General features: G+C 37.7%; 8 protein-coding genes and 1 pseudogene. All 9 read left to right on the forward strand.

Features of this window, described 5'->3' with window-relative positions; genetic code table 11:
- Positions 1–181: pseudogene (locus BM091_RS14010) on the forward strand (hypothetical protein); the annotation flags it as partial.
- Positions 182–283: 102 nt separating this feature from the next.
- The gene (locus tag BM091_RS13770; protein ID WP_425443315.1) at positions 284–1,504 is read left to right on the forward strand and encodes an IS1634 family transposase; all 1,221 of its coding nucleotides are present in this window, start codon (positions 284–286) and stop codon (positions 1,502–1,504) included.
- Between the two features lie 66 nt (positions 1,505–1,570).
- Positions 1,571–1,912 (forward strand): tyrosine-type recombinase/integrase, encoded by a 342-nt coding sequence (locus BM091_RS13600; protein WP_093396555.1) that lies wholly within the window; start codon positions 1,571–1,573, stop codon positions 1,910–1,912.
- Positions 1,909–2,049: a hypothetical protein gene (locus BM091_RS14015; protein ID WP_177193666.1), complete on the forward strand. Its 141-nt coding sequence runs from the start codon at positions 1,909–1,911 to the stop codon at positions 2,047–2,049. The genes BM091_RS13600 and BM091_RS14015 overlap by 4 nt, the downstream gene beginning before the upstream one ends.
- Positions 2,039–3,262 carry a hypothetical protein gene (locus BM091_RS13605; RefSeq protein WP_093396557.1) on the forward strand — a complete coding sequence of 408 codons (1,224 nt, stop codon included), beginning with the start codon at positions 2,039–2,041 and terminating at the stop codon, positions 3,260–3,262. The genes BM091_RS14015 and BM091_RS13605 overlap by 11 nt, the downstream gene beginning before the upstream one ends.
- Positions 3,253–3,684, forward strand: coding sequence for a hypothetical protein (locus tag BM091_RS13610; protein ID WP_093396558.1), 432 nt, complete (start codon positions 3,253–3,255; stop codon positions 3,682–3,684). The genes BM091_RS13605 and BM091_RS13610 overlap by 10 nt, the downstream gene beginning before the upstream one ends.
- The gene (gene cas7i, locus BM091_RS13615; protein WP_093396560.1) at positions 3,681–4,769 is read left to right on the forward strand and encodes a type I-B CRISPR-associated protein Cas7/Cst2/DevR; all 1,089 of its coding nucleotides are present in this window, start codon (positions 3,681–3,683) and stop codon (positions 4,767–4,769) included. Before BM091_RS13610 ends, cas7i begins: the two co-directional genes overlap by 4 nt.
- Positions 4,770–4,771: 2 nt before the next feature.
- Positions 4,772–5,446: a CRISPR-associated protein Cas5 gene (gene cas5 / locus BM091_RS13620; RefSeq protein WP_093396561.1), complete on the forward strand. Its 675-nt coding sequence runs from the start codon at positions 4,772–4,774 to the stop codon at positions 5,444–5,446.
- Entirely contained in the window at positions 5,409–7,490 is a 2,082-nt protein-coding gene (gene cas3, locus BM091_RS13625; RefSeq protein ID WP_093396563.1) for a CRISPR-associated helicase Cas3', read from the forward strand. Before cas5 ends, cas3 begins: the two co-directional genes overlap by 38 nt.
- Positions 7,491–7,769: the final 279 nt, after the last annotated feature.

Genomic DNA, 7,769 nt, shown 5'->3' on the forward strand with positions numbered 1-7,769 from the left:
GGATATTATAAACAGAGTGGTTCCCGGGAAGGTCTGCGGGATTACGCCGGGGGATTTCGTGCTCATAGCCGCCATAAACCGCGCTGGAAATCATTACAGCAGGGCAAAAATCGGAAGATGGTATAAGACGGTCTCCCTGGAGAGGTTTCAAAAAATCAAGGCGAAAAAACTTTCCAGCTAGGCCTTCTGGAGGGTTTTTGACAGGATAATAAGTGAACGGGAAATAAAGGAAGAAAAGGTCAAGAGGGGCTACGAGCCCAATGAGAAGCTGGATATTGACGAACTGTCGGAGATTATAGACGACTCGAAGATCAAGGAGATAGAAAGGCTCATATGGGAAAGCCTTCTCAGGAAGTTCAGGCTGATTCTCGATGCGGTTCTTTACGATACCACCAACTTTTATACTTATCATTCTCCCTCTACCGGAAACAGTCTGGCCCAGTACGGCAAGAGCAAGGAGAAGAGGGATGACAAAAGGCTCGTAGGGCTCCAGCTGGCAATTCTGAAAGATCTGGGAATTCCCATCTTTCACACAGTTTACTCGGGTCACATTCACGATGCTTCTATTTTCCCCACGGCCATAAGCCGGCTTATAGAGCGATACCGGGAAGCGGGAGGAAAAACGGAGAGGCTGGTCCTGATCTTCGATAAGGGCAATAACAGCTCCGGGAACATTGAGCACGTGGAGAAATCGGGTATAGCCTTTGTGGGCTCCCTGGTACCATCTCATCACCGCGATCTTCTGCTCATTCCTCTGGAGCATTTCACCGAGATTTCCGGGGGTGTAAAGGCCTACAGAACCACCAGGCACGTTTTTGGGAGTAAGAAAACGATTGTTATTACCTACAATGAGAAGCGAGCCCGGAGGGATGAGCACATCTTTGAAAAGCAGCTTCAGGAGACCGTTAAAGAGACCAGGGAGTTCTTTGAGACCGTAAAGAATGAGCCCACGGAGGTGGCTTATGCAAAGGTGATAACCTTTCTCAGGATGAAGAAAATAGGGACATCTCAGGCTCTGAGATTTTTCTCCGTTAAAGTCTGGCACAACGGATGGGTTAACAAGCTCCGGATAAGAAGAAAGAGAACCGAAGTTTCTTACAAAAAGGCAGCTTTTGGAAAAACCATTCTCTTTACCAACCTTCACGATGAGAGTACCGAGTACATAGTCTCTCAGTACCGTTCGGCTCACAGAATAGAGGATGCATTCCGGCATCTCAAAGATCGTGATCTCGTATCCTACTATCCCGCATACCACTGGACCGATTCGAAGATAAGGGTTCATGCCTTTGTGTGCGTTCTTGCCCTTCTTCTGATAAAGCTTCTCTATCTGATTGCAAATCGGGAAGGTATGGAAGTTACCACGACCCTTCTCATAGAGGAGCTTCAGGATATACAGGAAGTCATCCTGGTCTACCCCAACAGGCGGGCTGTTAGAACCATCTCCCACATGTCCACCGTGCAGAAGAAGCTGTTCCAGATCTACGGCCTGGATAAGTACACCTGAACAAAACATAGCATTACACTTTTTTAATAACAATTACGCGTAGTTGAACCATCAAAATGAGGCGTTTTGGAAAACTTGAGTTTAAGAGAATACTATAAGGAATACAGACCTTCAAAATGGTTATTTGAAGGTGCAAGAAAAGGTAGGCACATTTCCACAAGGACAGTTCAGGCAATTTTCAGACAGGCCTGCAGGAAGGCAGGAATAAAAAAGGATGTAACAGTTCATTCTTTAAGGCACAGTTTTGCCACTCATCTCTTAGAAAGTGGTGTTGATCTGAGATACATTCAGGAAATACTCGGACATAAAAGTAGCAAGACAACAGAGATTTATACACATGTTAGTAAAGCAAGTATAGCAAGTATAAAAAGCCCTATTGACACATTTTTTAAGGAGAGGAAACCATGATTGCACCCATAGGGATGTATATCCGCAATATTGCGGATATCATTCCAGATATGGGGTATATTCGCAATGCGGATATGAACGAGTTAGTCGCAATTCGGCTCGGCGGCTTTGAAAAGAGGTGCAAAAATGAAAGATAGTAAGGAACTAAATCGTATCATCGAAAAATTAATTGATTTTGATAACATTAGTGTAGGATTTAAAGTAGAATTCAAAGATGGAGAAAGTAAAAAGACTTACGTGCTTACAGAAAATGAAAATGGATATTTAATAGAAATAAAAAAGGGAAATAGACCTATTAGAATAAACCTGAACTCCTCAGAAAATTTACATAATCAAAATGAACTATCAAGTGAAGATAAAGAGGTATTCTCCAAACTATTTGATCGGCTAAACAGCAACCAAGTTGACAAAATATCTATTGGAGGTCTTAGACTAAGGAATCCAATTTTAACAGCATCCATAGGGCAGTCAATAATAGCAAATGTTTCAAAACAAATTTCACCGGAAGATAGGATAGAACTATACAATCTTTGGAAGGAAAATGAAGAGAAATTTGAAGAGAAATTTCAAGACATAGTTATAGACATAATAATTTCACAATTAAAAGATAAATTAGAATCTGATGACTTACCAACTCCTATATTCCCAACAAGCGTAGCTTCAAGTGAAATACCAAATTACTATATTTATGAACCTAAAGAAACATACACATTGGATACAAAAATAGAGCTTTTCAATAAACTGGCTGATTCAATTTGTGGGAGATGCGGACAGCGACTTTATGGTTTGTATGTGCCCGAAGAAGGGATTGAAATAAAAGAAATCCTCAAAAGTTATGTTCCAGATTTCTATAATGTAAATATAGGTAGCATTGCCGGAGTAGGAAGAATAAACCTACGTGAAGTTGGGCCATTCGAGTACATGTTTTATCTTCTGGATAAGGTTCTACAAGAAATGTTTAGAGGAAACAAAATTCCTCTTTATCATGTAGAACTCTTTATGATAGAAGGAGTTGGGGGAGGGAAAAAATTCTATTTGCACTATGTGATACCTAATCTTAATGAGGTGTATTCTAAGTTGTATCGCGGAAATGATAGATATACATCGTATGGAATCTCTAAAATTAAGTCTTTGATATCTTCTTTCCTAGTAGAAAACTGGAACATAGATAACAATTTAAAGAAGAATAACTCCGAAACTGCCCATGCACATATTAATAGGCTCCTGTATTTTATTTTCTATCATAGAAAGTTAGACATGGATTCAATTCTATTCTTGGAGGATTTGAAGATAAAATTAGGTGATACAACACCTATCAAGTATTTAGAGGAGGTGATATCATGGATGTAGAAAGAATTAGAGGCTGGGCATGGAGTGTTGCTAATAAACTGATGGAAGCAGATAGAGGAGATACAAGGACGCTTGATAGATTCATGATGGACCTGAGAAGTGCAAATCTTCCCCACGAGTTTACCAATGCTATTGCAAACAATATGACAGTATTTAAAAGAGCCGGAATAGATGTTGGAGAGATACCTCATGAACTTCAGTATTTTTCAAGCGTCACAGAGTTTAAAGAAGCAAAAGCTGTTATAATTGCAACATTTCATAATACGCAAATAACTTGGAGCAGAGTCATAGAAAGATTAGGGAAGGAAAAGAGCAAAGAGCTACGTGATGAAGACATAAAAAGAATTGCTGATGAATGTTATGTTAAACCCGAATTTGTCAAAGTGGTGATAAATGGCTTGAAAGGAGGCGATGAAGAATGAAAAGAGTATTAATATCTATCTTAGCAAGAGTAAAGGGCAATGTGAATGCAAACGGAACAATTGCAGCGCTTACGGAAATTAAGAAGTTCTTTACAACCGATGGAGAAACAAGAGTGTATGTTTCTGGGAGATGTGTCAAGTACTGTATAAAACAGAGACTAAGCGAGAAAGGATTTGAGCTATCGCCTTTGGAAAGACCTAGAAGAGTTGTTATATCAAAAGGTAATCCTGTTCTGTACATTGATGATGATTTGTTTGGATTCATGATGGCCGAAGTACCAGGGGAAGCGGCAAGAAGAAGATTTGCTCCAATTAAAACCGACGGAATAGTTGCACTAAGACATTGCGAAATCACGAGGGACTTTGGAGGAAGATTTGACCCTACAGAAAAAGAGATGCCGTCTCCTTTCGAAGTTGAAGTTGCAGACTTCATTGGCCAGAATAACTGGATTTTAACAGAAAACATTGGTAGATTTGAAGATAAGGAAATAACCGATATAATTAAGAACTCTCCAGTAAAGTTAGAAGAAAGAGATGAGAACGGAAAGAAATTCTACTATTTGCCCTCAGAAGTATCTGATAATGCTAATAAAAAGTATGAGAGAAAGAGCAGGCTAAGAGCTTTTCTAGAGGTATTGCTAAAAGAAAGATACACATTCCCAAGATCAGCAACTAATTTGCACCAACCCCACTATTATTATGCTGTCCTCCTCCCCACAGAGCGATTACTACCTCTTTTTGCGCATATAGACTACGAAATTAAAAATGGAAAAGTCGTGCTGAATCTTGATAAAATGGAAGATTGGGGAAGTCTGCTAATGGATGGTGAGAAAGTAACGATAATAGATTTCGAGCATGCGTTAGATGATGAAGTGAAATTGAGAATAGAAAATTACAGAAAGAGAATTGAAGGGCTTGAAAACGAGATAAAAAGCACAAATGACGAAGAACTGAAGAAGAAAATGGAAGAGGAAAAAGAGGAGATAGAAAATAGGATTGGGGTATTGGAATCTATCAAAGTTATCAGTCCTTACAGGATAGAGAGTGTAATAAATGAAATAACAAACTATCTTGTAGGTGCTTAGGTATGGAAGCACACACTTTTTTAATCTCTTTTTTCACGGCACATTTCAAACGCCATGAGACAAAGAAATTTAGATCGAGTTACTTTTTGCCCCCACCAACAGTTATCTGGGGTATTATTGGGGCAATGTTTGGTATTGAAAGAGAAGAATTAGAAAACTTCGCAAAAGAAAACAGTCTTATTGTGGGAGCAGAACTATGTGATTTTAAAGGACTTGCTACTGAGAAAGCGACCTTAATGCCTTGGGATAAAGAGAACAGAATATTTATAAGAACTGTGGAAGATTTTGAGTTTCTGATAGAACCACATTACAGAATTGGGATTTATGCAAAGGAAAATTTAATTGAGGAATTAAAAGAGAAAATTGAAAATAAAAATTTTGAGTTCGATATTTATGGAGGGATTTCTGATTGTTTTCTGAAAGACATAAAAAATGAGAAAAAAGCCGAATTTATGGAGAAAACAGAAGCTAAAGGTATGATTCCAGCTGATATAATTGCTGGGTTTTCTCAAATCACAGAGGGAAGCAAAATAATAAGAGTTCTGTACTTAAACACTTTCTTTTATCAAGGCTTTAAAGTGGAATTTAAGGTCAAAGAGCCGATAAAAACAGTAAATGGTATAGCAGTATGGAGTGTGGATGATGTTGAAAGATTTAGAAAAGGGAATGTGGAGTAAAGAATCGCATGAAGGAAAGAAATTGAGAGAACATATTAAGGAGTGTAAGAAATTAAGTAATAAGTTTCTCAAATTTTATAATTTAACAAAATACACGGAATTTGCTGATATCCTTTGCTATTATCACGACTTAGGAAAGTTAAGAGAAGATTGGAGTGTATACAAACAAAATAATCCTCCCCATTCTAACTTTTCCACTTTTGTGTTTTTTAAAGGAGAGAGTATAGAGAAGAATATACTAATCCCCTTTTTTATTCTCAAACATCATGGAATTCTTGATACCGATACCAACATAAAAAGAATAGTTGGTCTTCTTCCTAAGGAGATATCTGATGATGAAAGAAAACGATTTGAAGATTTGTTAAGCGAATGGAGAAGGAACTTCTACTTGAATGTAAAAACAAATAAAATTGATAATACAACAAAGATTGATTTAGTTGACACTTATGGACTTTTTAAATTCGCAGACATACTTTCAGCAAGTAATTTGATAAATTACAGGATAAGCAATCCAAACAAAAATGTTGAAGATTTAAGACTATGGATTTTAGAAAAAATCCAGAAAAAAGGACTTGAAATCAGAAATAAGGACCTTCAAACGCAGTTAAGCTTAAGCAAAGTAAAAGAACATTTACTCATAAGAGCTCCCACAGGATGGGGGAAAACTGCTGCATCGCTTTCATACGCTGTAAGCAAGGGTTCGAGAATAATCTACGTTCTACCAACGATCACATCGATAAAGAGTTTTTATGATGACCTTTGCACTTTTTTCGGAAAAGAAAACGTTGGAGAATTTTTCTATTATGCTGATGTTGAGGCAATAAAAAGGGAAGAGAGCGATTTTAGAGAATTAATGTTCTCTTCTTACTTCACTCAACCAGTTATTATTACGACGCTTGATCAGTTGTTATTAACATTCCTTCAAGTTGGAAAATACTTTTTAAAACGTCCACATCTAAGAAACTCCGTAATTATTCTTGATGAAGTTCATACTTTCTCGCAGAGCATGTTATATATTCTCTCTTACTTTCTTGAAAGGTTTTCTGGGTCTTACAACCTAAGGTTGTGTATAATGTCTGCAACTTTCCCTTCTATACTTAGAGAGCATTTTGAAAACCTCCTTGGAAGGGTTGAGAAGTTATGGTTAAATGAAGAATTCAAGAATAGAAGAAGAATTATGTACGGGCTTGAGGAGAAAGATATTTTGGATGTCGTTGGGGATATTATTGAAATTTACAAATCAAATAGAAAACCATTTAGAATGGCGATAGTCTGTAACACAGTAGAAAAATCTCAAAAAGTATTTGAAGAACTGCAAAGTTTAACGCCAGAAATAAATGTGGAATTGTTGCATTCACGCTTTATTTATAAACATCGATGTGAAAAAGAAGATAGAATTAACAATTGGATAAGAAACGGAGAGAGCTTTATTTTAGTTGCCACACAAGTCATAGAGGTATCTCTTGATATTTCCTTTGATTTTATGGTTACTGAATGTGCACCTTTAGAGGCCCTTGTTCAAAGATTTGGAAGAGTAAATAGGTATGAGGACAAAACAAAAGAGATAAATGTTTGGATAACCTACCCAGTTGAGATAGAGGATAAAAAGATGTATCCTTATGAAAAAGAGGATATCAAAAGTACATGGGAATTACTGAAGAATTTTGAAGGAGATAATCTGGAGAATGAATTTCAATTGATAAAAGAATATGATAAAGCAGCTAATCTCTCACGAGTAAAACAAAGGAAGATATACAAGAAGATATACAACTTACTAGAAACTTGGAATGAAAATACAAACTTCTTATATTCTTGGCGTGTAGATGATGAATTTGCTCAGAAACTTCTTAAATTCAGGGAGGAATTTACAAGACTTGTGATACCGAGTCTTTATAAGGGCTATGTAGAGAAACTTTATGAAAAGATGAGAAAAGAGGCATCATACACTCAAAAAAGAAAAATATTCGCTAAAATAAAAGAATATACAGTTTGTAATGACCCCTATGAATCAAGACCAAAATTCACGTTATTGAAAAGACGATGATCCTCCGTTGTTTATGGTTGGCGGAATCAAAGGGTCATACCCCTTCGGCCTTCGCTCCAGGCCTTGACAACCGGCTTTGGGCCTGATGAACGGAAGGCGGTTTTGGCGGTTGCACTGAGGAAAAGGCGTTGGCTGCTACGCCCTTGCCCTTTTTCCATGATACCAGACCCAAAACCGGCAAGCCCTTCGGGTTGTCAAGGCCGTTTCGCTCCGGCTTATGCCTCCGGCGGGGCGGTTCCCTAAGGAAAAGACGACAGAGCCCCTGAATTCGTCACGCTG

It is taken from the genome of Thermodesulforhabdus norvegica, from assembly GCF_900114975.1.
Classification (GTDB): Bacteria; Desulfobacterota; Syntrophobacteria; order Syntrophobacterales; family Thermodesulforhabdaceae; genus Thermodesulforhabdus; species Thermodesulforhabdus norvegica.

Bases quoted from the DNA above. Each gene is read 5' to 3' on its own strand.
- BM091_RS14015 (WP_177193666.1), top strand. From the start codon at position 1,909: ATGATTGCACCCATAGGGATGTATATCCGCAATATTGCGGATATCATT.
- BM091_RS13605 (WP_093396557.1), top strand. From the start codon at position 2,039: ATGAAAGATAGTAAGGAACTAAATCGTATCATCGAAAAATTAATTGAT.
- BM091_RS13610 (WP_093396558.1), top strand. From the start codon at position 3,253: ATGGATGTAGAAAGAATTAGAGGCTGGGCATGGAGTGTTGCTAATAAA.
- cas7i (WP_093396560.1), top strand. From the start codon at position 3,681: ATGAAAAGAGTATTAATATCTATCTTAGCAAGAGTAAAGGGCAATGTG.
- cas5 (WP_093396561.1), top strand. From the start codon at position 4,772: ATGGAAGCACACACTTTTTTAATCTCTTTTTTCACGGCACATTTCAAA.
- cas3 (WP_093396563.1), top strand. From the start codon at position 5,409: ATGATGTTGAAAGATTTAGAAAAGGGAATGTGGAGTAAAGAATCGCAT.